This window comes from Mycolicibacterium austroafricanum (assembly GCF_000612725.1).
GTDB lineage: Bacteria > Actinomycetota > Actinomycetes > Mycobacteriales > Mycobacteriaceae > Mycobacterium > Mycobacterium austroafricanum.
The window spans coordinates 651,413-674,641 of record NZ_HG964450.1; the positions used below are offsets into that span (position 1 = coordinate 651,413).

23 protein-coding genes are annotated in these 23,229 nt (G+C 67.5%); 11 read left to right on the plus strand and 12 right to left on the minus strand.

Annotated elements, in window-relative coordinates:
• Positions 1–27: 27 nt before the first annotated feature.
• The 4 genes from BN976_RS03225 to BN976_RS03240 all read left to right on the plus strand — a co-directional run bounded on the left by BN976_RS03225 (position 28) and on the right by BN976_RS03240 (position 5,251).
• Entirely contained in the window at positions 28–771 is a 744-nt protein-coding gene (locus BN976_RS03225) for a hypothetical protein (protein ID WP_145977903.1), read from the plus strand.
• Positions 772–1,420: 649 nt separating this feature from the next.
• Positions 1,421–2,035 carry a hypothetical protein gene (locus tag BN976_RS03230; protein WP_235621955.1) on the plus strand — a complete coding sequence of 205 codons (615 nt, stop codon included), beginning with the start codon at positions 1,421–1,423 and terminating at the stop codon, positions 2,033–2,035.
• 94 nt (positions 2,036–2,129) lie between these two features.
• Complete coding sequence (locus BN976_RS33495) at positions 2,130–2,357, plus strand: hypothetical protein (protein WP_145977904.1); 228 nt, start codon at positions 2,130–2,132, stop codon at positions 2,355–2,357.
• 137 nt (positions 2,358–2,494) lie between these two features.
• Complete coding sequence (locus BN976_RS03240; RefSeq protein ID WP_051558264.1) at positions 2,495–5,251, plus strand: AAA family ATPase; 2,757 nt, start codon at positions 2,495–2,497, stop codon at positions 5,249–5,251.
• On the opposite strand, the gene BN976_RS03245 is transcribed toward BN976_RS03240, so the two are convergent.
• Entirely contained in the window at positions 5,248–5,550 is a 303-nt protein-coding gene (locus tag BN976_RS03245) for a DUF732 domain-containing protein (protein ID WP_084182184.1), read from the minus strand. The two genes, BN976_RS03240 and BN976_RS03245, sit on opposite strands and share 4 nt — an antisense overlap.
• A gap of 202 nt (positions 5,551–5,752) precedes the next feature.
• Here BN976_RS03245 and BN976_RS03250 point away from each other — a divergent pair, with 202 nt between their 5' ends.
• Positions 5,753–6,592 carry a CAP domain-containing protein gene (locus BN976_RS03250; protein ID WP_036367837.1) on the plus strand — a complete coding sequence of 280 codons (840 nt, stop codon included), beginning with the start codon at positions 5,753–5,755 and terminating at the stop codon, positions 6,590–6,592.
• A 4-nt stretch (positions 6,593–6,596) separates the two neighbouring features.
• Here the strand turns inward: BN976_RS03250 and BN976_RS03255 are convergent, their stop codons facing one another.
• Together BN976_RS03255 and BN976_RS03260 are read right to left on the minus strand one after the other, a co-directional pair.
• Positions 6,597–7,127 (minus strand): DUF3558 family protein, encoded by a 531-nt coding sequence (locus tag BN976_RS03255; protein WP_036367840.1) that lies wholly within the window; start codon positions 7,125–7,127, stop codon positions 6,597–6,599.
• 48 nt (positions 7,128–7,175) lie between these two features.
• A complete protein-coding gene (locus BN976_RS03260) occupies positions 7,176–8,189 on the minus strand; it encodes an alcohol dehydrogenase catalytic domain-containing protein (protein ID WP_036367842.1) in 1,014 nt (337 codons plus the stop codon).
• On the opposite strand from BN976_RS03260, the gene BN976_RS03265 reads away from it, so the two are divergent.
• Positions 8,188–8,934: a DedA family protein gene (locus BN976_RS03265; RefSeq protein ID WP_409366008.1), complete on the plus strand. Its 747-nt coding sequence runs from the start codon at positions 8,188–8,190 to the stop codon at positions 8,932–8,934. The two genes, BN976_RS03260 and BN976_RS03265, sit on opposite strands and share 2 nt — an antisense overlap.
• On the opposite strand, the gene nhaA is transcribed toward BN976_RS03265, so the two are convergent.
• Positions 8,931–10,784 carry a Na+/H+ antiporter NhaA gene (nhaA, locus tag BN976_RS03270; RefSeq protein ID WP_409366009.1) on the minus strand — a complete coding sequence of 618 codons (1,854 nt, stop codon included), beginning with the start codon at positions 10,782–10,784 and terminating at the stop codon, positions 8,931–8,933. The genes BN976_RS03265 and nhaA overlap by 4 nt on opposite strands.
• Complete coding sequence (locus BN976_RS03275) at positions 10,771–11,892, minus strand: glycoside hydrolase family 76 protein (protein ID WP_036367846.1); 1,122 nt, start codon at positions 11,890–11,892, stop codon at positions 10,771–10,773. The genes nhaA and BN976_RS03275 overlap by 14 nt, the downstream gene beginning before the upstream one ends.
• 73 nt (positions 11,893–11,965) lie before the next feature.
• Here BN976_RS03275 and BN976_RS03280 point away from each other — a divergent pair, with 73 nt between their 5' ends.
• Positions 11,966–12,505: a TetR/AcrR family transcriptional regulator gene (locus tag BN976_RS03280; RefSeq protein WP_036367849.1), complete on the plus strand. Its 540-nt coding sequence runs from the start codon at positions 11,966–11,968 to the stop codon at positions 12,503–12,505.
• On the plus strand, positions 12,502–14,109 hold the full coding sequence (locus BN976_RS03285) for an MFS transporter (protein WP_036367851.1): 1,608 nt from the start codon (positions 12,502–12,504) through the stop codon (positions 14,107–14,109). The genes BN976_RS03280 and BN976_RS03285 overlap by 4 nt, the downstream gene beginning before the upstream one ends.
• Here BN976_RS03285 and BN976_RS32370 read toward each other — a convergent pair.
• The 5 genes from BN976_RS32370 to clpB form a co-directional block, all read right to left on the minus strand.
• Positions 13,993–14,637, minus strand: a complete 645-nt coding sequence (locus BN976_RS32370; RefSeq protein WP_084182185.1) for a TrmH family RNA methyltransferase — start codon at positions 14,635–14,637, stop codon at positions 13,993–13,995. The two genes, BN976_RS03285 and BN976_RS32370, sit on opposite strands and share 117 nt — an antisense overlap.
• A complete protein-coding gene (locus tag BN976_RS03290) occupies positions 14,630–15,523 on the minus strand; it encodes a hypothetical protein (RefSeq protein ID WP_036367853.1) in 894 nt (297 codons plus the stop codon). Before BN976_RS03290 ends, BN976_RS32370 begins: the two co-directional genes overlap by 8 nt.
• 6 nt (positions 15,524–15,529) lie before the next feature.
• Complete coding sequence (locus tag BN976_RS03295) at positions 15,530–16,306, minus strand: SDR family NAD(P)-dependent oxidoreductase (RefSeq protein WP_036367856.1); 777 nt, start codon at positions 16,304–16,306, stop codon at positions 15,530–15,532.
• Between the two features lie 14 nt (positions 16,307–16,320).
• Complete coding sequence (ttfA, locus tag BN976_RS03300) at positions 16,321–17,103, minus strand: trehalose monomycolate transport factor TtfA (protein WP_036367858.1); 783 nt, start codon at positions 17,101–17,103, stop codon at positions 16,321–16,323.
• Between the two features lie 153 nt (positions 17,104–17,256).
• Positions 17,257–19,803: an ATP-dependent chaperone ClpB gene (clpB, locus tag BN976_RS03305; RefSeq protein WP_036367861.1), complete on the minus strand. Its 2,547-nt coding sequence runs from the start codon at positions 19,801–19,803 to the stop codon at positions 17,257–17,259.
• A 182-nt stretch (positions 19,804–19,985) separates the two neighbouring features.
• On the opposite strand from clpB, the gene BN976_RS03310 reads away from it, so the two are divergent.
• Entirely contained in the window at positions 19,986–20,621 is a 636-nt protein-coding gene (locus BN976_RS03310; protein WP_036367864.1) for a CYTH domain-containing protein, read from the plus strand.
• A gap of 23 nt (positions 20,622–20,644) precedes the next feature.
• Here the strand turns inward: BN976_RS03310 and BN976_RS03315 are convergent, their stop codons facing one another.
• Positions 20,645–21,502, minus strand: a complete 858-nt coding sequence (locus BN976_RS03315) for a DUF2510 domain-containing protein (RefSeq protein WP_235621956.1) — start codon at positions 21,500–21,502, stop codon at positions 20,645–20,647.
• 54 nt (positions 21,503–21,556) lie between these two features.
• Between BN976_RS03315 and BN976_RS03320 the strand changes: the two genes are divergently transcribed.
• On the plus strand, positions 21,557–22,324 hold the full coding sequence (locus BN976_RS03320; RefSeq protein ID WP_036367865.1) for an EspA/EspE family type VII secretion system effector: 768 nt from the start codon (positions 21,557–21,559) through the stop codon (positions 22,322–22,324).
• Positions 22,325–22,336: 12 nt separating this feature from the next.
• The gene (locus BN976_RS03325) at positions 22,337–22,669 is read left to right on the plus strand and encodes an ESX-1 secretion-associated protein (RefSeq protein ID WP_036367868.1); all 333 of its coding nucleotides are present in this window, start codon (positions 22,337–22,339) and stop codon (positions 22,667–22,669) included.
• A gap of 42 nt (positions 22,670–22,711) precedes the next feature.
• On the opposite strand, the gene BN976_RS03330 is transcribed toward BN976_RS03325, so the two are convergent.
• Positions 22,712–23,173, minus strand: a complete 462-nt coding sequence (locus BN976_RS03330; protein ID WP_036369090.1) for a GtrA family protein — start codon at positions 23,171–23,173, stop codon at positions 22,712–22,714.
• Positions 23,174–23,229: the final 56 nt, after the last annotated feature.

The window sequence follows — 23,229 nt, forward strand, 5'->3', positions numbered from 1 at the left end:
TTGCCGATCGCGACGACAGGAGATGTCATGCCCAAGTCATTGCAGCCAATGATTCGTGACAGCGCGACGATCCCGCCCGGTCATGACCGCCGACGATCAAAACGTCTGGCGGCCAATGGATTTACGGTAACACTCCTAGCTGCAGCATTGCCACTCGCATCACCGACGGCCCACGCGTTGCCGCAATTTCCTCTGGCACCCGCATGCAGCAGCTACTCCTACAACAGCCCTGCGATGGAGGTTGCGCAGGACAACAACGTGACGGTGGTGGTCGACAAGTCTGGCGACTTCTTCTCCGGTAACGCCGGATACACGCAGAACGGAAGTGGGGTGTGGACCAACGGTACCGCTGTCGGGCGAATCAGTGGCCGCAACATCACCGTCGACTTCAAGTGGAACAACGGCTTGACGACCCACTGGGACGGTTACATCGACGATGACCTCACCGCCCGAGGAACCGCCAAGAACAGCGAAGGTGCGGTCAATACCTGGTCTTCGAAAGCCAAGTTCGGTTGCGTCCCCGCCGCGGCACCACCTGCACAGTCGCCAGGGCCCGCGAATAACCCTCCGCCACCGGACGAGCTGACAGCCACGGTGAACGCCGATACGGACCTCTACGACAAAGCAAACGACGACGGTGACGCCGTGGTCATCGGCCAGCTGAACGTCGGACAGGTGGTGAAGGTGCAGAGCGCATGCTCACCCAACGCGTGGTGCTTCTTGGTCGAGCCCAAGGGCGCGGCCTGGGGAAGAGATCTCACGAACAACTGAATGCGGAGGCGGCGTTCGAAGGCGCATGAGGAACGAGCCTGCAACTGGTCCGCGGATGGTCGCTGCGGATCTGAAGTACGGCGTTGAGTCCTTGAATTAGCCAGCAGGACAGGGGATTACCGTGCTGGCCCGTTCACAACCGAGCGTCCCGAGCGGACGAACCTCGAGAAACACCCGATTAGGTCGACCGATATGACACCAACCATCAAACCGATGGGCCCTGGCGCACCGTGTTACCTGGTCGAGTGGTACCAGCCTCCGATGTGCGACGCGGCACTCCACCTTCTCCAGTCGTGACCGTGCGAGTGCTGGTAAATCGGGTGTTTCCCTATCGCTGCCCGAGTGAGTCGCCACCGCAGACATAGGGAAACACCCTATTTTGTCCGCCGACACAAGCGGCTTACGGTCGAGCCATTGAGTGAGTAGCCGGCGACGGACGAACACCCGAGGAGACAGCCGTGATCCCCGTTCGAACCTCCAAATATGCAACCCCTGCAGTAGTTTTCGCGGGTGCGTTTGCACTGTCCGGCGTGACGGCATCCGAGCTGCAGTCAACGCAGCGCGCAGCGGCTCACCCTGCGGCCCTCTGAACTACAACTTCGACCTCGAGGGCGAGGCGCAGCACAGGGTCGGTAACAGGCTGCCGGGGGTGCCTCCGGCAGGCCAGTACAAGGGCAGGATGTACCAAGGTCACGCATCATCCGATCCGACATCGAGGGCGACGGAGATCCTCGTCAACGAGATGCGCCCCCAGATCACCAACTGCAGCTACAAGGACTTCGGCGTGGGCATGGCCCGAGACGACGAAGAAGAGACGAGTTACGTGAGCATCGCGCTGGGCGAGCCGCCCGCGGCCCCCATACCGGAAGCCGAGGCGCCGAAACCCGCGGAGAGGCCCATCAAGTGCACCGGCGGCCCGACCATCCCGGCCGGCCAAACCTGCCCGCCGAAACCACCGCCGGCGGAGATGGCGCCGACGAACGCCGTCACGCTGAATATCGTCCGGGAAGGCCTGCGCGCCAAAGTGACTGTCGGAAATACGTCGAATCTGCGGGCGCAGTGCACCTACAACGCGACCGAAATAAACGGACTGGGCATTCCGGTCAACCGCGACTTCGAGGTCAACCCGAAAAGCACCACCCCGCTGGAGTTCCCGGCTCCGCTGATCGGGCAGACCTACACAGTGGTGGTGACCTGCCGCGCCAATTTCAACGGCACGGACGTCGAGATCGGTCGGGTGCAGCAGGACTTCTCAAGCTTCTGACGGCAATCTGAACCACGTTGCCGCGCCCGCCCGCCGGGAAATCCACCTGCCCGTCACCGCGACGCGTCATACCGGTCTCGTGGGCGCGAGACGGATGTCGGTCGCCGCGGTGAGCCGATCGGCGGGCAAACCGGCGTGCCGACATACCTTCGAGACCAAATCGGCTGAAGCGGCACAAAAGACCCCGAAGACCATCTCGTCGGTGGGGACCACGATCATGGACATCAACTGGATCGTTGGTCCGAGCGCCGATGCTGCCGCGGCACTTGATTGCAGGACAGCCGATGTCCGTTCGAGCGATCCGCGCACGACGGCGGGCTGATACCACTCGACCAGATAGCACGGTTCTGCAGGACCCACAGCTCGGAGGCTATCGGGCCGCGCAGCGGCGTTAAATCGGGCGAATCCCTAATCAGCGCGATCCGAGCCGAGCCGCACCGGCTGTGACATGATCCTGGGGTGGCCGCGGGGGTGGTGAGCCGCGATGCCGAATGCGCGGCAGTCGCTGGGTTTCTCGACGCCGCGATCCGCGAACCCAGCAGCCTGCTGATCGAAGGCGAAGCGGGAATCGGGAAGACCACCATTTGGCTAGCCGGGGTGGAGCAAGCCCGCGTGCGCGGCTTTCAAGTGCTTGCCACCCGGCCGGCGCAGACGGAATCGGTGCTGTCCTACGTTGCGCTGGCAGACCTACTGAGCCGCGTCGACGCGACGGTGCTGGACAGCCTGCCCCACCCGCAACGACTCGCGTTGGACCGGGTCCTGCTTCGCGGGGATGCCGGTGACGCCCCGACCGATCCGCGGGCGGTGGCCGCGGCGTTCCTGTCGGTCATCGAGACGCTTGCGGAGGTCGGGCCGGTGTTGATCGGCATCGACGATCTGCAATGGCTCGACCCCTCCAGCGCGGCCGCCGTCGCGTTCGCCGCACGCCGGCTTTCGGGTGCGGTCGGGGTGATCACGGCGATGCGCAGCGACGCGAGCCCCGCCCTCGACCTCTTTCGGGATCGGCTGCCCAGACCGGAAACCAGCAGGCGCCTGGTGGTCGGCCCGCTGAGCCTGGGCGCCTTGCGGACCATCGTTGCGCGCCGGCTCGGCCTGTCGTTGCCGCGACCGACAATGGTGCGCATCCACGACATCTCCCGCGGCAACCCGTTCTACGCCCTACAACTGGCATATTCGTCCGTTGATGGTGAAATATCCATGCAAACACCACTTTCCGATCTGGTTCGAGCCAGGGTCAGCGAAGTGGGGGCGGAGACGCGGGAAGCGCTGCTCGCCGCTGCCTGTGCGGGATCGCCGACAATCGACCTCATCGCGCGGGCGATGAACGTCACCCACTCGCGCGTAGCGGAGATCCTCGACGAGGCCGAAGACCATAAGCTCATCCACTACGAGGGACATCGGGTGCGGTTTTCGCATCCCCTGCTGGCCGCCGGTATCCACGCCGACGCCCCTGCGCCCCGGCGCCGACGGATGCACGCCACGCTCGCCGGTATCGTCACCGAGCCAGAGCTGCGAGCCCGACACCTGGCGCTGTCGGCTACCGTCGCAGACGAACAGACGCTGCACTCCCTGGACGCCGCCGCGCTGTCAGCGGCCAACCGAGGCGCGCCCGGCGCCGCCGCAGAGCTTCTCGATTTGGCCATCGGCCTCGGCGGCGACACTCCCGAGCGTCATATCCGGGCAGCCGCACATCACTTGCACGCCGCGAACTTCAACGAAGCAGCGACGCGGCTAAACCAGATCATCGACACGCTGCCACCGGGTCGGTCGCGCGCGGAAGCACTGACCCTGCTGGCCAAGGTCCGCACCGCCGAAGAGAACCTCGCTGAGGTGATGGCGGTGCTCACGCGCGTGCTGGCCGACTCCGCTGACGACCCCGGCCGACGCGCGCACGCCCTCATCCTGCTGTCTCACGCGCAACTCAATTCGGCCCAGTTCGACGAGTCTGCCCGCAGCATCGACGAGGCCGTCACGCTCGCCACCGAACTGGACCGAACTGATTTATTGAGTGCTGCCCTGGCCCTGCGCGCGATGCAGAACTTCGCCTCCGGGCATGGTTTCGACGAAGAGACGATGGCCCACGCACTCGCGCTTGAGGATGGTGCGTCCGACATTCCTCTGGTGCTGCGGGCACCCGTCAACAATGCGCTCCTGCTGGCGTGGACGGGCCAGCTGCAGCGCGGGCACGACGCGATGATGGCAGTGCGACGACAGTCGCTGGACCGAGGCGAGGAGCACGAGCTGGCCATCCTCGACTTTCATTGCTTCCTGATGGCTCTCTGGCGCGGTGACCTGGCAGACGCCGGCTTGCTGGCCGAGGACGCGCTCGAACGGGCCAACGCCCTGGGCGACCCGGAGCCCGTGTGCATCGGTCTGACGACGCGGGCGACCCTTGCCGCCTACGCAGGACACGAACAACGCGCCAGGGACGACGTCGCGCAGGCGTTGGTGCAGTTGCAGCTGCTCGGCACACCCCCGATGACTCGGTACCCGCTCGCGATGCTGGCCTTTCTGGAGGTGTCACTGGGCAACCACGCCGCCGCGCTGAGCGCGCTGGAACCGGCGTTGGCGCTGATCGACTCGACACCCATGGCTCTGGAGATCATGATCGGTCTGTTCGTTCCGGACGCCGCCGAGGCGATGGTCGCCATGGGACGTCTCGACGACGCCGAACGGCTGATCGAACGGTTCCTCGACGACGGCCGACGGTTGGACCGGGCATGGATTCTGGCCTGCGGCGGACGCTGCCGTGCGATGCTGCTCGCTGCGCGCGGCGACGTCGACGCCGCGGCCAACGCTGCCCAGCTGGCGATGGTCGAACACCAGCGGCTGCCCATGCCGTTCGAACGCGCCCGAACGCAACTTCTGGTCGGCCAACTCGAACGCCGGCAACGCCGCAACCAGGCCGCCTCCGCCGCGCTCAACGAGGCGCTGCAGACCTTCGAGCAACTCGGCACCCCGCTTTGGGCCGAACGCACCCGCACCGAGTTGGGCCGCGCCAACGTCGGCCCGCACCGCGACGCCACCCTGACCCCGTCCGAGCAACGGGTCGCCGAACTCGCAGCATCCGGCATGACCAACCGCGACGTCGCCGCCGCCCTGTTCATCAGCCCGAAGACGGTGGAGGCCAACCTCTCTCGGATCTATCGCAAACTCGGTATCAACTCGCGGGCCGCACTCGGCCGACAGATGGCCGAGGAACGGGGAGACTCCTAACCGGCGAAATCAGGACAGAGATGAGTCGTGGCCGCGCTGACGAACAGCGTGCCCTGCTGAAACAGGTAGCGCGATTCCACCCGGCCCATCTCGTCGAGCACCGGCACACCACCACGCAGGTCTGCGCACGCGGCGAAGCCCGCGGCGATGACTTCGTCGGCGTTCTTGCCCGGCAGCCAGGCGTCGTTGACACCGAGTTCATCCAGGAAGGTTGCCGGGTCAGCCGCAGCGCTCGGGGCGCAGACCAATGCACAAGAAGCACAACTGAGCGCGGCTACCAGCGAGTGAAGTCTGGGCATCGGATTCTCGTCTCTTCAGGATTGACATCGCGTTGCTTTCGGCCACGTCGACGGTATTCGCCCGGACTGGGACTTAAATCGGGTGTTTCCCTATCGCTGCCGCAACAGAAGAACGCCACAAGAATAGGGAATCACCCTATTTAGTCGCCGATGATCAACGGCTTACGGTCGACCCACTGGAATTCAGCCGAGGGGAGTAGCCGTGACCACGACTCGCACCACTGTATCCATCGCTACTGCAACGCTTTTCGCGGCAACGTGGGCTGTGTCCGGGGTGGCGGTGGCGCCGGTTGCGCACGCCAGCCCGCTCGACGGAATTCGCGCCGCCGTCAACGCTGCACGCAGCGGGTCACCCTGCCCCCCGTTGAACTACAACATCGACCTGGAGGGCGACGCGCAAGCGATGGTGGGCAACACCTCACCGGGTGTGCCGCCGGGCGGCCGCTACAACGGCAAGTCCGCGACGGGCGACTCGCAGGAAGATCCCACCTCGGAGGCGATCCGGGTTCTCATCGACAAAATGCGCCCTCTGATCACCAACTGCAGCTACAAGGATTTCGGCGTGGGCATGGTCCGAAACGACGACCGCGAATTCAGTGTCGTGAGTCTCGCGCTCGGCGAACCGCCCGCCGCGGCCCCGGTTCCGGCGCCGGTCCAGGAACCCGCGGGGAGGCCCATCAAGTGCACCGGTGGCCCGACCATCCCGGCCGGCCAGACCTGCCCACCCAAACCGCCGCCGGCGGAGATGGCGCCGACGAACGCCGTCACGCTGAACATCGTCCGGGAAGGCCTGCGCGCCAAAGTCACTGTCGGGAACACGTCGAATCTGCGGGCGCAGTGCACCTACAACGCCACGGAAGTCAACGGGCTGGGCATTCCGGTCAGCCGCGACTTCGAGGTCAACCCGAAAAGCACCACCCCGTTGGAGTTCGCAGCTCCCCTGCCCGGGCAGACCTACACGGTGGTGGTGACGTGCCGCGCCGACTTCAACGGCCAGAATGTCGAGATCGGTCGAGTGCAGCAGGACTTCTCAAGCTTCTAGACAGTCAGCGCGGGATCTGGGGAGAAATCTTGCGCGCGAGGTCGACGGCGGCGGCGTCGGCTTCGTCGTCCGACAACGACAGGACGGCGACCTGCACCATGTTGTTGCGGCCACCCGCCGGGAACTCCACCTGACCGGGCACCAGAAACCGCATGCCGTCCGGACCCGGTGTACCGACGTCGGGGAATCCGGATTCGGGTGGGGCGAGAGTGTTGTTGACCGCCGAACCCGGATTACCGATCTCGATCGCAACGGACTCGTAGTTGTCCGGGTTCTCCCAGAGGCATCCCGGCATGGTGGGGTCGGTGGAGGTCGAGCGTCCCTCGACGGCTACACCGAGCAGCGCCGAGACGTCCTGCGCCGACAGCAGCGCGCACGCGTCGATCGCGGCGGGGGTGGCCGCCGGCGGGGCCGCCGGTGTGTCGCCGGCCTCGGTGTCCCCGTCGCCGACACTGCCCGGCGAGCTGCAGCCCGCCACGGCAAGAATCGACATCACCAGTGTGAAAGTGCGCAACGCGGCCGGATGCTCAACCATGAGCCAGACGCTAGTGTCGGCGCGACGCAGGAGAAATCAGGTGTTTCCCTACGTGGTGAGCACCATCCGGTAGCGGGCACGGCCGGAGTCCATCGCCTCATATGCTTCGGCGGCCCGCTCCAGCGGCACTTCCTCCACCTTCGCGCGCACCCCCGACAGCAGCGCGAAGTGCATCGTCTCCTCGACGTCGCGCGATGTCCCCGACGGATGACCGGTCACCGAGCGCCCGGCGTTGATCAGGTCGAGCGGACTGATCGGCAGGTTCTCGGCGGTGACGCCGACGACGACGAGTTCGCCGGCCGGACCCAGGCCGCCGACGGTCGCAGCCATCGCGGCGGCGTTGTTCGCCGTCGCCAGCACCACAGACGCGCCGCCCAGCTTCGTCAGCTCCGCGGCGACGTCCTGCCCGGTCGAGTCGATGTAGTGGTGTGCGCCGAACTGCGTGGCTTCCTCGGCCTTGCCGGTGCCGCGGCCGATCGCGACCGTCTCGAAGCCCATGGCCCGCGCCCACTGCACGCCGAGGTGACCGAGGCCCCCGACACCGAGGACCGCGACCAGGTCGCCGGCCTTGGCGCGCGTCTGGCGCAGGCCGTTGAACGTCGTCACGCCCGCGCAGCCCATGGGTGCGGCTTCGACGAATGACAGCCCGTCCGGTATCCGCGCGAGTGCGGTCGCGGGCGCCGTCACCGACTCGGCATAGCCGCCCGGGTAGTGCCAGCTCGGCACCTGCATGCGTTCGCACTGCATGAAGAAGCCCCTCCGGCACGGGACGCAGCGGTTGCAGTTGCCTCCGAACCAGCCGACCGCCACCCTGTCGCCGACCGCGAAGTCCTCGACACCGTCCCCGAGCTCGGCGACGGTTCCCGCGATCTCGTGTCCGAGCGTGACCGGCCACTGCAGACCGGGAAAGTGGCCGGCGCGGATCTCCCGGTCGGTGCCGCACACCCCGCACGCGGCGACGTCGATACGGACATGGCCCGCAGGCGGGGGCAGGGTGTCGACCTCGACGTGGGTGAGCGCTTCGTTGGCGGAGGGGACCTGCACGGCCTTGTGGGTGGGCATGACCCAGCCTAAGTCGCCGGTACCCTTGGGACCCGTGGTCGTCGACAATCTCGCGCTGATGCCCGATTTCCTGGACCCGATCAACCTGTTGAGCTACTTCGGGACCTGGGCGCTGATCGGTCTGCTCGTGGTCGTCTTCGTCGAGTCCGGGGTGCTGTTCCCCGTCCTGCCGGGCGACTCGCTGCTGTTCGTGGCCGGGATGCTGGCGGCGGGCACGGCGGCGGCGTCCAAGGAGGGCAATGTCGCCAACGCCGACTTCCAGCTGTGGCAACTGCTGGTGTTCATCCCGATCGCGGCGGTGCTCGGCGCCCAGGTGGGCTACTGGATCGGCCGCAACGTCGGCACCGCGATGTTCAAGCCGGACGCGCGGTTCCTGAAGCAGAAGTATCTCGACGAGGCTCACCTGTTCTTCGAGCAGCGCGGCCCGTTCGCGATCGTCGTCGCGCGGTTCGTGCCGATCGTGCGCACGCTGGCGCCGATCACCGCCGGTGCCGCGAAGATGAACTATGCGGTGTTCACGCTGTACAACGCTGTCGGCGCGGTGGTGTGGGGTGCGGGTCTGACGCTGCTCGGCTACTGGCTGGGCAGGTTCGAGGTCATCCAGAAGCTGCTCGAGCCGATCGTCATCGGGATCGTGCTCCTGTCGGTGCTGCCGATGCTCATCGAGTGGTACCGGCGCCGCAAGGCCGCCAAGCAGGCCGGCGGCGCAATCCCCGGCAGCACCGAGGCCGAACCGACCGGTTAGCGCCTCCCCGCTTCCAGCGCCCGGATCAGGCTGGCGGCATCCCACGGTCCCCTGTGCCGGATGCCGTTGACGAACAGCGTCGGTGTCGCGTTGAGGTCCATCGCCTCGGCGTCCTCGGCGTCGTCGGTCACCCGGTGCAGCACCTTCGACGAGTGCACCCGCACGTCCTGATCGAACTGCTCGATGTCACACCCGGCCGCCACCGCGTAGCGGTACATGTCCGACCACTCCAGGTCGTCCTGGTGGTCGAACAGTTCATGGGCCATCTCCCAGAACTTGCCCTGCAGTGCCGCGGCCTCACTGGCCCGCGCGGCGTCGAACGCGCGCGGATGCGCCCGCTCCAGCGGGAAGTGCCGCCACACATACAGCAGATCGTCGCCGAAATGGGCGCGCACCTCGTCGATCGCCCCGGTGGCCCGGCTGCAGAACGGGCATTCGAAGTCGCCGTACTCGACGAGGACCAACGGCGCGTCGTACCTGCCGCGGACGTGGTCGCGGTCGGGCTCCACCGGGCGCAGCAGCTTCAACCCCACCGGTTCGGGCGGGCTCAGCCAGTCGGTGATCCGGAAGACCGCCCAGCCGAATACGAATGCGAGGACGGAGGCCGCCAGCACGCCGATGCGCGCCTGATCCTGACGGCTCGCGTCGGAGATCGCGATGTCGACGATGAACAGCGAGATCGTGAATCCGATCCCGGACAGCGCGGCGCCGCCGGCGATCCGGCGCAGCGTCAGCCCCGGCGCGAGCACGCCCAGTCCGGTGCGGCGCATCAGCCAGGTGGCGCCGGTGATGCCGACGAACTTGCCGATTACCAAACCGGCCACGATGCCCCACGTCAGCGGCGACCGCAGGGCCGTCATCAGGCTCTGCCCGTCGAGCAGCACGCCGGCGTTGACCAACGCGAACAGCGGAAGGATCACGAACGACACCGCCGGACCCACCGCGGTCTGCATCCGCTCGTTGATCGAGATCGACTCCCGCAGCGAGCGACTCGCGGCGCGCGCGTACTGAGAGTTCGGCGACTGCCGGAACGCGCGGATCTGGTCGACGGCCCGCTCGACGGGGCGCCGTTCCGGCGTGAACACCGGGATCAACAGCGCGACGGCGACGCCCGCCAGGGTGGGATGGATCCCGGCCAGGTACAGCGCCACCCAGAGCGCGACACCGAGCACCGCGTAGGCGGGGCCGCGCACCGCGGGCAGGAACCGCACCAGGGCCAACGCGACGAGCATGGTGACCGCGACGACCAGCGGCCCGACTTGGATGGCGTCGGAGTAGAACACCGCGATCGCGACCAGCGCCCCGACGTCGTCGACCACGGCGAGCGTGAGCAGGAACAGCCGCACCCGGGCCGGGAACTTCGGCTTGATGATGGCCAGCGCACCGACCAGGAACGCGGTGTCGGTCGAGATCACCACGCCCCAGGCGTGGGCGTTGTCCCCGGACGGGTTGAACGCCAGGAACACGATGGCAGGCACGATCAGGCCTGCAGCGGCGGCGACGACGGGCACCGCCGCCCTGGACCGGTCGGTGAGCTCACCGATGGTGAACTCCCGGGTCACCTCGAGCCCGACGATGAAGAAGAAGAACGTCATCAGCGCGTCGTTGACGAGGTGCTTGACCGTCATCTCGAAGTGGTGAGCACCGAACCCGAACCCGATGTGGGTTTCCAGCAGGGTCGAATAGCTCTGCGCCCAAGGCGAATTCGCCCACAGGATGGCCACGACGGTGAACGTCAGCAGCAGTGCCGCGGCGGTGTTGTCGGTGGTCCTGGTGGCCTGGCTGCCGCGGGACAGCCGCGAGGGGAGCAGCGGGAATCCCCGCGCGGTGGTCTGCTCAGTCACTGTCACCTGCGGTCACAACATGCGCGGCCTCCAAAAGCATCCATCCGGCAAGTTGCACCGACAGGTCGCGCTCGGGGATCTCCGAGGAGTTGACCGCGCCGTCCACGAACTCGGCGTCCCCGGTACCCGCCGTCGGCAGTTCGGCGGGGCGGTCCCAGAACGCCGCGAACAGCGGCAGACCCTCGGTGTCCTTGCCGGTCTGCCTGTTGTCCCACGCGGCGCGCGCCGAGGTGAGCACCAGCTCGGTCGCCGTCTCGCGGGCCGTGCCATCGGCCGGGGAGTCGCCGGGCAGCGCCGTCGCCACCAGGGCCAGATACCGCGCGAGGATGCCGTTGAACAATCCGCCGTCGCCGCCGCCGGCACCCTTGATGACCCCTGCGGGTGCCATGTGCTCGGCGACCGCGGCCACCAGGCGGTGCACCCGCTCGGCGTGCCGGGGTGCGTCGGTGCGCACGGCGAGCTCGGTCTCGAGGCCGAGCACGACGCCCTGGCAGTAGGTGTACTGGGCGCGCACCAACGAGCCCGCCTTGATGCCGTCGAACACCAGGTGGGTCTCCGGATCGATCAGCGTGTCGTCGATCCAGTCGGCCATCTGCTGGGCCCGCCGCAGCCGGTCGTCATAACGGGCCAGGAAGATCGCGGCCGGTCCGTTGGCGGGGGCGTTGAAGAACTGGTCCTGTTTGCGCCACGGGATGCCGCCGCCGTCCTCGGGCACCCACGCGGTGACGAACTGGTCCGCCAGCTTCGCCAGCGCCCTGGGCCGCGTCACCCCGGTCAACCGTCCCGCGCGTTCCAGGGCGAGCGCCAACCATGCCATGTCGTCGTAGTAGTCGTTGGTCCACCTGCCGATGTTGCGCAGCCGAATCCCGCGGATCTGCTTGGTGATCACGCCGAGCCGTTCGGGTCTGGGGTCGCGCACCTGCGCGTCGACGAGGTTGTCCAGCAGGTGGGCCTGCCACCAGTAGTGCCAGGTGCCGAATCGCCGGTCCCGGCCGTCGGCCGGCCAGGCCACCACCCCCAGTTGCGTTCGCGGCAACCCCCACAACCGCTTGAGGTGTCGGGCGGAGATCGCGGCTTCGGCGCTGGCGGCGCGGTTGGCCCACATCTGGTCCATGCGGTCGATCCTGCCCTACCAGCCCCCACCTGGCTATGAGACAAATATGTCTCATATGAGCTAAAGTTGTCACATGACTGCGACCCGCGATCAATTGCTGCGCGCCGCGGCCGATTTCCTGGGACGGCGCCCCAACGCGACGCAGGACGAGATCGCCGCCGCCGTCGGCGTGAGCCGCGCGACCCTTCACCGGCACTTCGCCGGCCGGCTCGCGTTGATGACCGCGCTGGAGGAACTCGCGATCACCGAGATGCGCACAGTGCTCGACACCGTCCGGCTCGACGAGGGCACGGCGACGGAAGCGCTGCGCCGCCTGGTGTCGGCCTGCGAGCCGGTCTCGCCGTACCTGGCCCTGCTCTACACCCAGAGCCAGGAGATCGACATGGACACCACGCTGGAGGCCTGGCGGGTGATCGACGACAAGATCACCGCACTTTTTCTGCGCGGTCAGCGCGACGGGGAATTCCGGCCCGACCTGACCGCGGCGTGGCTCACCGAGATGTTCTACAGCCTGGTCGGCGGCACCGCGTGGTCGATCCGCGCCGGACGTGCCGCCGCCCGCGACTTCGACCGGCTGATCATCGACCTACTTCTGCACGGGGTGACCTCGTGACGCGCCGCTGGTCGGCTCTGGGCGTCCTGACGCTGGCCGTTCTGCTCATCGGTATCGACGGCACGGTGCTGGCGCTGGCGACCCCGTTCATCAGCGCCGACCTCGGCGCCACCGGCACCCAGATCCTGTGGATCGGCGACATCTACTCGTTCGTGCTCGCCGCGCTGCTGATCAGCATGGGAAGCCTCGGCGACCGGATCGGACACCGGAGATTGCTGCTCTGCGGCGCAACGGCTTTCGCGGTCATCTCGGCCGTCACCGCGTACTCGACGTCGCCGCAGATTCTGATCCTCACCCGCGCGCTGCTCGGGATGGCGGGCGCGACGCTGACCCCGGCCACGCTGGCGTTGATCCGCGGCCTGTTCCCCGACCAGCGGGAGCGCAGCATCGCCGTCGGCATATGGGCGTCGGCGTTCTCGGCGGGCGCCGCGCTCGGCCCGGTAGTGGGTGGTGTTCTGCTGGAACACTTCTGGTGGGGTTCGGTCTTCCTGATCAACATTCCGGTGATGGTGGTACTGCTCGTCGGCGGTCTGCTGCTGCTGCCCGAGCACCGCAACCCCGACCCCGGCCCGTGGGACCTGCCCAGTGTGGCCCTGTCGATGGTCGGCATGCTCGCCGTGGTGTACGCGGTCAAAGAGGGCTTCGCCGGGCTGGCGCACGGTCTCGGCCCCGACGTCGCCGTGGCCGGCCTCGTCGGCGCCGCTGCGCTGACGGTGTTCGTGCGCCGCCAGCTTCGCCTGCCGGTACCGCTGATCGACGTCCGGCTGTTCGCCAACCCGCGGTTCTCCGGCGTGGTGGCCGCGAACCTGCTCTCGGTGCTCGGCCTGTCCGGTCTGGTTTTCTTTCTGTCCCAGTACTTTCAGCTGGTGCATGGGTACGGGCCGCTGAAGGCGGGCCTGGCCGAGCTGCCCGCGGCGGTGACGGCCACGGTGTTCGGTGTGCTGGCCGGGGTGGCCGTGCGGTACGTCTCACACCGCGCGGTACTCGCCACGGGCCTGGCGCTCGTCGGCGTTGCGATGGCCGCACTGACCGCCTCGCTACTGGTGTTCACCCCTGTCGCGCCGTACCTGCCGCTGGGTGTTGCGCTGTTCGTGGTCGGCGTGGGACTCGGCCTGGCGTTCACCGTCGCCAGCGACGTGATCCTGGCCAGCGTGCCGAGGGAGCGCGCCGGGGCCGCGGCCGCGGTCTCGGAGACGGCCTACGAGCTGGGCATGGCTCTGGGCATCGCGATGCTCGGTTCGATCGTCACCGCCGTGTACCGCACTGTGCTCGTGGCACCCGAGCTCCCCTCAGCGGCAGCAGATCTGGCCCGCGACTCGCTTCCCGGCGCAACTCACGCCGCGCACTCACTGCCGGCCGATCAGCAGGCGACGCTGCTGGACGCGGCGCGGGCCTCGTTCACGCACGGGCTGGCGTCCGCGTCGGCCGTCGGCGCCGTGCTCCTGCTCACCGCCGCGGTCGCGGTGTGGTGGCTGCTGCGGCCGGGGTCACCAGGCGCATCCGAGGTCGGCGTGCTGGCGGATCCAGGTGTGCATCGCGATCCCAGCGGCGACGCCGGCGTTGATGCTCCTTGTGGAGCCGAACTGGGCGATCGAAACGGTTAGCGGCGCACCGCTTTTCGCATCGTCGGTGATACCCGGCCCTTCCTGGCCGAAGATCAGCAGGCAATCCCGTGGCAGCGAGGCCTCCTCGATGCGGGACGCACCGGGCACGTTGTCGACGGCGACGACCGTCAGGCCTGCGCGGCGAGCGAAGTCGAGCAGCTCGGCAGTGGTGTCGTGGTGACACAGGCGCTGGTAACGGTCGGTCACCATGGCTCCGCGCCGGTTCCACCGGCGCCGCCCGACGATGTGCACGGTGTTCACCGCGAACGCGTTCGCCGTGCGCACCACCGACCCGATGTTGGCGTCGTTGCCGAAGTTCTCGATCGCGATGTGCAGCGGATGTCTGCGCGTGTCAATGTCGGCGATGATGGCCTCACGCGTCCAATACCGGTACGCGTCAACGACGTTGCGGGAATCTCCGGCACGCAGCAATTCGGGGTCGAGGCGCTGGTCGTCGGGCGGTGGGCCCTGCCACGGGCCGACGCCGGGCCCCTCACCCCACTCGGTGGGCCCGGGCAGATCAGTCATCGGTGGTCCACAGTGCGGCGTGGGTGCCGGTCAGCGACACGGTGGCGTACAGCAGCGCCGCGTTGATCTCTCCCTGGGTGCACAGCGACACGCCGACCTGCACGCTGTCCCGTGAGGCGTCGGGCAGCACGAGCATCGAGGACCCGTACACGTCACATGCGTGGCTCAGCCCCTTGCCGGAGCGGGTCGGCGCGGTGAGCACCATCATCGGCCCGCCACGCTGGACGGAGTCGTCGCGGTATCGCGCTGCCAGGCCGCTGATTTCGAGGCCGAGCAGCATGTAGCCCTCGCCCTGGAAGGCAGCGGGGTCCCCGAGTGCAGTGGGGGTGAGCTTGGCGCCGTCCGCGCGGAAGGCGTCGACGCTCGTGGTCTTCAGCGCCAGGCCGGTGTCCGTGCCGGTGGTGGGCGGCAACCCGACCGGGAACGCGGCAGGGTAGGCCACCGTCGTGCCGGGCATGCGGTTTCGCGGCGAGTACACGTAGACGCCACGCACCTGGGACTGGTCGCGCAGCGGCCCCAGACACACCGTCCCGGTGAGCCGGTCGGGAGTCGGCGCCGACAACGGTTGGATGTCAAGGCTTGTCACGTTTCGGCAGCCGCCGAGAGCGTTCGCCTCGAGGGGGTGCGCCAGCGCCCCGTAGAGACCGAAGCGGATGTCTTCGGGCGCTGTGTGCGGCTCACCGTCGGCGGCCGGCGAGGCGTCGACGTCGATCAGGACGTTCTCGGCGTCGAAGCGCAGGTTCGACACCGACATGTTCCAGCCCAGGATGGCCAGTGAGTCGCCGATCTTCGCGGTGGCCGCGGAGAACACATCGTCGCGGCGCTGCGGTTCGGAGCATGACGTGACGGCGAGCAACAGCGCCGTCAGGATCGCGATTACCCGCACCGGTTCTCAGGTCCGACCACGGCCCCTGCCCACCACTTTCGTCAACGCGCGCACCAGTTTTCGCGGCACCAACCGGCCTCCGGTGGTCAGCGCCTTGTACTGCAGGCCGGGGATGATCACCACTTTGTGTTTGGCGATACCAGCCATCGTCTCGCGGACCACGTCATCGACCTCGAGCCACAGGAACGACGCGGTGCCCGCCATGTCGATGCCGGCCCGCTCGTGGAACTCGGTGCGCACGAACCCGGGACACAGCGCGTGGGCTGCGACGCCGGTCCCTTCGAGGCCGTTGGCCAGCCCTTCGGTGAACGACACCACCCACGCCTTCGACGCCGAGTACGTCGATCCCCGCCCGGGCAGCAGACCCGCGACGCTGGCGACGTTGAGCACCGTGCCCTCGCCCGCGGCCAGCATCGGGGGCAGCGCGGCGTGCGTGAATTGCATGACCGCGGTGACGTTGACGTCGAGCTGCGCCTGCAGCAGCGCGTAATCGGCCGACCAGAACTCCCCCGACGTGCCGAACCCGGCGTTGTTCACCAGGACCCGGACGCCGGCGCGCAGCCGGTCGGCGACGACCGCGCGGTCGTCGGCGTCGGCGAGATCGGCGCGGATCACCTCGACATCGGCCCCGGCTTCGTCGTGCAGCTCTGCGGCGAGCCGGTTCAGCCGCTCGACGTCGCGTGCGACCAGCACCAGGTCGAACCCGTCGACCGCGTAGCGGCGCGCGAAGCCCTCACCGAGCCCGGACGTCGGTCCGGTGATCAGAGCGACGGGGCGGGACATGCCCCAGAGGATACTTATCGCTGATAGTTCGGCGACTGCCGCCCGTTGCGCTGGGGCGGTCCGGCCGGCGGTGGCGGGGTGCGGCGCGCCGGGTCGGGCCGGCCGGCCTCGGGCCTGGCGGGCGCGGGTGTCAGCGGGCGGCTCGGCGAGCCGCTGCGGCGTGCGACGGGCTGACCGGTGGCTGCGGACGGCAGCGGAGGCAGCACCCGCAGCAGGTCGTTGAACTGGCGCACCGTGCGCAGCCCCTCGTCCCACTGGGCCCGGGTGCTGGTGACCGGCATGCTGATCAGCGTCCAGTTCTGCTCGTTCCACATGATCTCGGCGCAGTCGGGCGCGGTGTGGGCGAACGTCACCATGCGGCGGTCGCAGGCCCGGCGGGCAGCGTCGAGGTTGGTGGAGTACACCATCCGCGGGCCGATCGCTCCGAGCAGCCAGATGTCGCTCTCGCGGGGTTCCTTGATGCCCTTGAGACGCATGTCGACGACGACGTTGGTGCCGACCTTGCGGTGCAGCGCGATGACAGTAGCGACGTCGTCGAGGTCGAAGATGAACACCGCCTCGCCGCGGATCTGGCCGAGGACCACGTTGCGCGCGGTCACGTCGCCCACGGTCGACATCACGCCGCGCTTCCAACGCTTCAGGATGTCGGTGGACTCGTGCTCGTAGTCGAAGCCGTGCGACTTCGCCCACGACTTGCGGCGGCGGCCGAGGCCACGGCGGCGGTCCAGATCGACGTACAGCAATACCGCCGCACCCACGAAACAGAGTGCGGACAGCGTGAACCAGAGCGGAACCATTGGGTCAAGAGTATCCGCTCGAGGCGGTGCGGTCCGAATCCGAATGGGTCACAACCCGGTCACCCTTTGCCGCGCCCCTCTTGCCGAAATTGCATTCCACGCGGTCATCCGGCGGGATTATGCGCGTGGAATGCAATTTCGGCGGGTGTCAGCTCAGCCCAGGACCAGCGAGTCGCCGTTCGGGCTGACGTTGACCGGCACAATGTCGCCGTCGTGCACGTCACCGGCCAGAAGCAGCTTGGCCAGCTGGTCGCCGATCGCCTGCTGCACCAGCCGACGAAGCGGCCGGGCACCGTAGAGCGGGTCGAAACCGCGCTCGGCCAGCCACTTCTTGGCAGGCAGCGACACCTCGAGGGTGAGGCGACGCTGGGCCAGCCGCTTCTGCAGCTGCGCCAGCTGGATGTCGACGATCGACACCAGCTCCTCCGGGTCGAGCGCGTCGAACATGATCACGTCGTCGAGGCGGTTGATGAACTCCGGCTTGAACGCCGCCCGCACCGCGGCCATCACCTGCTCCTCGTTGCCGCCGGCACCGAGGTTCGACGTCAGGATCAGGATGGTGTTGCGGAAGTCGACCGTGCGACCCTGACCGTCGGTCAGCCTGCCCTCGTCGAGCACCTGCAGCAGCACGTCGAACACGTCCGGGTGGGCCTTCTCGATCTCGTCGAACAGGATCACCGTGTACGGGCGCCGCCGCACCGCCTCGGTCAGCTGACCGCCCTGGTCGTAGCCGACGTAGCCGGGAGGGGCACCGACCAGGCGAGCGACCGAGTGCTTCTCGCCGTACTCGCTCATGTCGATGCGGACCATGGCCCGCTCGTCGTCGAACAGGAACTCGGCCAGCGCCTTGGCCAGCTCGGTCTTGCCGACACCGGTCGGGCCCAGGAACATGAACGAGCCCGTCGGGCGGTTCGGGTCGGCGACACCGGCCCGGCTCCTGCGCACCGCATCAGAGACAGCCTGCACGGCCTTCTTCTGCCCGACGACACGCTTGCCGAGCTCGTCCTCCATGCGCAGCAGCTTGGCGGTCTCACCTTCGAGCATGCGGCCGGCCGGGATACCGGTCCACGCCGACACCACATCGGCGATGTCGTCGGGGCCGACCTCCTCCTTGAGCATCACATTCTCGCGGGCTTCCGCCTGGGGAACCGCCGCGTCGAGCTTCTTCTCGACCTCGGGGATGCGGCCGTAGCGCAACTCGGCGGCCTTGGCCAGATCGCCGTCGCGTTCGGCCCGGTCGGCCGCACCGCGCAGGTCCTCCAGCTGTTCCTTCAGCTCTCGGACGACGTCGATCGCGCCCTTTTCGTTCTGCCAGCGGGTGGTGAGCTCCGCCAGCTTTTCCTTCTGGTCGGCCAACTCGGAGCGCAGCTTCTCCAACCGATCCTTGGAGGCAGCATCCTCTTCCTTCTCCAGCGCCATCTCCTCGATCTCGAGGCGACGGACCAGCCGCTCGACCTCGTCGATCTCGACGGGACGGGAGTCGATCTCCATGCGCAGCCGGGAGGCGGCCTCGTCGACGAGGTCGATGGCCTTGTCCGGCAGGAAACGGGCGGTGATGTAGCGGTCGCTCAGCGTGGCCGCGGAGACCAGCGCCGAGTCGGTGATCCGCACACCGTGGTGCACCTCGTAGCGCTCCTTGAGTCCGCGCAGGATGCCGACGGTGTCCTCGACGGACGGTTCGCCGACCAACACCTGCTGAAAACGGCGTTCCAGCGCGGCGTCCTTCTCGATGTACTTGCGGTACTCGTCGAGCGTGGTCGCGCCGACCAGCCTAAGTTCACCGCGGGCCAGCATCGGCTTGATCATGTTGCCGGCGTCCATCGCCGATTCGCCGGTCGCGCCGGCGCCGACGATGGTGTGCAGCTCGTCGATGAACGTGATGATCTGGCCTGCCGAGTTCTTGATGTCGTCGAGGACAGCCTTGAGCCGTTCCTCGAACTCGCCGCGGTACTTGGCCCCGGCCACCATCGAACCGAGGTCCAGGGAGACGACGGTCTTGTCCCGCAGGCTCTCCGGCACGTCGCCGGCGATGATGCGCTGGGCCAGGCCCTCGACGATCGCGGTCTTGCCGACGCCGGGCTCACCGATGAGCACCGGGTTGTTCTTGGTGCGACGGCTCAGCACCTGCACGACGCGACGGATCTCGTTGTCGCGGCCGATGACCGGGTCGAGCTTGCCTTCCCGCGCGCGGGCGGTCAGGTCGGTGGAGTACTTCTCCAGCGCCTGATAGGTGCCCTCGGGGTCGGGGCTGGTGACGCGGGCACTGCCACGCACCTTGACGAACGCCTCACGCAGCGCCTGGGGCGACGCGCCGTGTCCGGTCAGGAGCTTCGCGGTGTCCGAGTCTCCGGTGGCGAGCCCGACGAGCAGGTGCTCGGTGGAGACGTACTCGTCGTCCATCTCGGTTGCGAGGCGCTGCGCCGCCGTGATTGCAGCGATGGCCTCCGAATTCAGCTGCGGCTGCGAACTCGAACCGGTCGCGCTGGGCAGCCGGTCGAGCAGGCGCTGCGCCTCGGCGCGGATTGTCGCGGGGTCTACACCGACGGCCTCCAGGAGAGGTGCGGCAATGCCATCGTTCTGGGTGAGCAGTGCCATCAACAGGTGCGCGGGCGCGATCTGCGGGTTGCCCGCGGCCGTGGCCGCTTGCAGCGCCGAGGTCAGGGCCGCCTGGGTCTTGGTCGTCGGATTGAACGAGTCCACGACACCATCCCTTCCATGTACAGGGGGCCGCACAGCGGACCCTTGAATTGTTTGTCCACTACTCCAACGCCGTCAATGTTGAGTCTGTTCCGCTCAAGTCTGTCCAGTTTTACCAGATTTTCCGCCGGTGGACACGGACACGGTGTCCACTGTCCCGGCTGCGGCCGGGTTACCGTCGCGGTATGTCCGATTCCGGCTTCGGTGACTTCGAGTTCGAACGGAAGTTCTTCGTCCGCGACATGCCTGCCGTGGCCGCCTCCGACCCGAGTCCCGCCCTGATCGCGCAGGCCTACCTGTTCGCCGCCGACGGCTACGCGGTACGCGTCCGGCTGCAGGGAGCCGCGCCTGCCGAACTGGACGGCACACCCGCCGAGTTGGTGGCAGCGCTGGGCGACGGGGCGATCGGCACCATGACCGCCAAAGGGCCGGCCGCCGGAGGCACCCGCTACGAGGCCGAGCGCGAACTCGACCCACTGGTCGCCGGCCAGATCGTCGCGCGCGCCGAGCACGTCGTCCTCAAGATCCGGTCCTCGGTCTGGCTGGGTGAGGACGGCTGGGTCATCGACCGCTTCCTGGGCGGCAACGCTCCCCTGGTCCTCTCCGAGGTGGAACGCGACGGGCCCGTGGTCGATCTGGCGATCCCGTCGTTCTGCACCACCGAGGTCTCCGAGGACGACCGGTTCCGCAACGAGTACCTGGCGCACCATCCGTTCGGCACGTGGGCCGAGGACTACCGTCGCGAACTCGAGCTGCTCGGACCGAGTTTCGTCAACAGCCTGGGCCGGAACCAGTTCGAGGGCACCCTCCGCGGCGATTAGGGCGTCAGCGCGGTTCGTGTGCCTCACGTTTCCCATGTTGGACGGGAGATCGCCTTTCCCAGTGCGCCCACCGGGCCACCAACTGCGAGCCGGTCGTACAGGTAGTGCGCAAAGACCGCGACCAACAGCAACCGCGGCAACGGATCCGACGTGATCCGAACGCAGTTCAGCCTGTAGTCGAAGTAGTCATTCATTGTTTCGGTTGCCCGCCACTGACGCTCGACGGCGCCCAGCGTCCCTCCGGCAGGGTCGCGAATCGGCTCGTTCACCGGGACATCACGCTGTTGTGGGTCGATCGACACGTCCGTGGTCGCGAATACATGTGTGCCCGACTCGATCTGCATCGTGACGCGTGACGTTCGAAAGAGTTGTCGCCAGTAGGAGCTGACCTGTCGCAGCTGTCCGAGATGCCGGCCGTTGTTGTCCGCCACATGTAGTCGTTGTTTGGCCTTGTTTCCGACACATGCAATGAACATCATGGGCCTGCCACCGGGGTCGATCACCTCGAACGTGAGGCTCGATGTTTCCTGCCCCGCGACTGGGACTCTCCCCACCGACCGAATGAATCCCAGTTGCTGGCCGCGACCGCCTTCGACTGCACAGGACACCTCCCGATCGAACCTGCCGGGAATGGCCCGGAGGTACAGCACGGGTTCCCCGAGCGGATATCCAGACGCTTGCGCGAAGGATGCGACAGGTGGCGAAGCCATGACGCTGCCGGTCCACTGCACACCGTCAAAGTACCTCAGCAGCAACGGATCCCACGGATCAGGAAACCAGCCAGGCGTCTTCCCGGCATCTGCGACATCGTCGATGACCGGCCACCTCCCCACTGGCACCTGCTTGGGATCGTACCCACGTCGGTGGCCGATCTGGCGCACCGATGTACCCCGCCGGTGGGATACGGTCGATAGTGACGAAAAGGGGGCGGGCCGGTGGGCCTCTTGGACTTCTACAGCGACCTGATGCACCAGGTCGGCGAGACCATGCAGCGGGTGGATCCGTTCGGTCCAATGGGCGCGGCCGGTGAGGCAGTCACAAGCCTCCTCGCAGTGGGCGACATCGTCGGCGACCATGGCGCCGATGCCATGTGGAACCTCGCGGGAGACGTCGGCGACGTTGCGAGCGTGGCGCAAAGCATGCTGCCGTTGGCCAGACAGACGTTGATCATCGAAGGTGGCCTGAAGATGATCTGCGTGATGGAGGAACAGGTCGGCGGTGCGAATGTTCCCACAGAAGGAGACAGTTTCAGCGCCAGTGCTCATCGGTTCAATCAGATTGGTGACTCCATTGCTTCTGCAATGCCGGACGACCGTTGGCGCGGCACCGCCGCCGACGCCTATACCTCGGCGAACGAGCAGCAGCATGCGCGAGCCCGGAAACTCGTAGATGCCGATCTCAAGGTCCGCATGGCGCTCTCGGCTGAGGCCGGGGAGGTACGTACCACCCGTCGAATGTTCAACAAAGCGGCAACTGTGATGGGGAATGCGATCGTTCCGGCCCTGGCTGCACGCGCCATGGGTAAACACGGGAAGGCGATCTCCCATGGCATCGAGACGGGGGCCGTCGCTTCGGCCATGCCGGTTTGCATCTGGCATATGACGCAACTCGCCGACCATTCAAGCCGCGCAGCGGAAACGCTCAAGGATGCGGTTGCGTTCTACGAACAAGTGGCGGCCGAGGGTTACTCGACCCGGATGTGAGGACGCGACACGTTGACAACCCCGGGCGAGCAGCTGCACGTCGAGCCATCGCATCTCCGCCGACTGTCTGCGCGACAGAGCACCGCTGCCGCACAGATCGCGGACGCCATCCCGCTGACCGCCGATGAAGCCGGCCAGGTACTGCGCAGCCACGGGATCGTGTGCATGCCGACATACCTCGCCGCCCAAGCAGTATTGCTGGCCAGGGCCAAGGCTGGTATCGCGGTACAGGTCATGTCCGAGGCGTTCGCGGCGAATCTGGACACTGCGGCCGCGAACTACTCGTGGACCGACCAGGATTCCGGCAGCAACATCGACGGCAAGATGCGGCCGGGCCGCCGATGACCGCATTCGCCGCCGCGCAGGGGCCGCCCTTCTGGCCGGGGTCTAGGACTTCCGGAAGACGACCCAGCGCAGCGCGCAGTACATGTAGGCCGCCTCGCAACCACCGGCGATCAGACGCGCGATGCGGTAGTCGATGCCGAGACCGGTCAGCACCGTCGACAACGCAAGGATGAACGCCAGATAGTTCACCACGACCACGACGATGTAGACGGCCAGCTGGGGGCCGACCGGCGCGTGCGAGCGAAAGTTGAAGTACCGGTTCAGCGCATAACTCAGACCGAAGGCACATGCGTAGGCCACGGTCACCGCAACGGGATACGGCACACCCAGTCCACCGCGCAGCAGCGTCAACAACACCAGGTCGACGCCGAAGGTGAAGCTGTTGATCAGAGCGAAGCCGAGCAAGGTCGGCGGGACGATCTCGTCTAGCCCGAAGGGCAGGCGAGCGACGACCTGCTCGCACCAACGGTGAAACCGCTCGGGGGCACGAGCCTCGACCACCACGGGTTTCACTGTGACGCCGTCAGGTGTCGGGTACGTGAGCGACCGGCCAACGCCAG